This is a genomic window from Bartonella sp. MR168JLCBS, from assembly GCF_042194175.1.
Map to the genome: position 1 here is coordinate 1 of NZ_JBHIMP010000152.1, position 1080 is coordinate 1080.

At 38.5% G+C, this 1080-nt stretch carries 1 pseudogene; it reads right to left on the reverse strand.

From position 1 onward, the window contains the following. Positions 1-851 (reverse strand): annotated as a pseudogene (locus ACFIK8_RS09930) (NAD-dependent DNA ligase LigA); the annotation flags it as partial. Positions 852-1080 lie beyond the last annotated feature (229 nt).

Below are 1080 nucleotides of genomic sequence, written 5' to 3' on the forward strand. Positions count from 1 at the left end.
TCAATATCATGATAATATGAAATAATCTCTTCTAGTGTCTTAAAAGATTTTGTTAATGGATTGATAACAAAGCCATATTCTTTTAGCTTTTTCATCATCTCCATTTGGCTTGCTGCAAATGTTTCACTCACTTCACCACATGCATAAGCAAAAAAATGAAGCTTTCTGCTTGCAGTTATCCGTGGATCAAGCTGACGTAAAGAACCAGCTGCTGCATTTCTAGGATTAGCAAAAACGAATTTGCCCTTTTCTTGTTGGCTCATATTAAGGACTTGGAAATTCTCCCGTCGCATATAAACTTCACCGCGAACCTCAATAATATCAGGAAATTCACCTCGCAAAACTTTTGGAATATCAGAAATTGTTCGTGCATTCGCAGTGACATTTTCACCTATATATCCATCACCACGGGTTGCAGCACATACAAGCCTTCCTTTTTCATAACGCAAAGACAAAGATAAACCATCGATCTTCGGCTCAGCTGTCATTTCCAATATTTGTGTTGCTGGAAGCCGTAGAAAACGACGAATACGTACAATAAATTCACAGATATCTTCAGAGCTAAATGCATTATCAAGTGAAAGCATTGCCTGGGCATGAACAGATTTTTCAAATTTTTCAGAAACCGGCGCTCCAATTTTATGTGAGGGAGAATCTGAACGAATAAGCTCGGGAAAGAGAGCTTCAATTTCTGCATTACGCCGGCGAAGAGCATCATACTCTGCATCAGAAATTTCAGGTTGGTCATCACGATTATAAAGTACATCATGACGTGCAATCTCTTTTGCCAACCACTCTAGCTCACTTTCTGCTTTAAGAGCAGTTAAGTTTTTAATTTCATCCTTGTTCATAAAATCTATTTCAAATTATGGTCTATGGCCATAAGAATTTCAACTCTTTGTTATGAACAGAATCCAAATGAACACATGCTCGCCGCTGATATAATTGATTAAGCAATATTTTATCATTTATCAATTATGTCTACGCGAGAAGCTTTTGAGCAGCTGCACGCGCTTCTTCAGTAATCCGTTCTCCTGCTAACATGCGTGCAATCTCCTCTGCACGCTCATGCTCTTCCAT